The sequence below is a fragment of the Paenibacillus xylanexedens genome (assembly GCF_007676705.1).
Classification (GTDB): Bacteria; Bacillota; Bacilli; order Paenibacillales; family Paenibacillaceae; genus Paenibacillus; species Paenibacillus xylanexedens_C.
The window spans coordinates 1-270 of record NZ_VEBF01000329.1 but is presented as its reverse complement, the minus strand read 5'-3'; the positions used below and the strand labels follow the sequence as shown (position 1 = coordinate 270).

Here is a 270-nt window from a genome sequence, read left to right as displayed (position 1 = left end):
GATGGGAGGGTGCAGTGCGCGGGATTTTGGGGAAGGTAGGATAGAGTTGTGGAGAGGTGCGTGTGTGGTAAGGGATGATGGATGGAAGGACATGGAGTGGGGTGAGGGGATTGTGTGGGGGTTTGTGAATGTGATGGTTGTTGAATTGGGGGTGGTGGAGGAGGTAGATGGGTTTGGAAGTGAAGGGGTTGAGGAAGAGAGTGAGAAAAGAGTGCGGATGGGATTGTTGATGGAATGAAGGGGCGCGATAATATGGAAGCGATGGCGGGA

General features: G+C 53.3%; 1 protein-coding gene. It reads left to right on the top strand.

The window, feature by feature from the left end; all coding sequences use genetic code 11:
- Window positions 1–238: hypothetical protein (locus FS628_RS32245; RefSeq protein WP_222125334.1), on the top strand; the 238-nt coding region annotated here is incomplete at its 5' end.
- Between the last annotated feature and the right edge of the window lie 32 nt (window positions 239–270).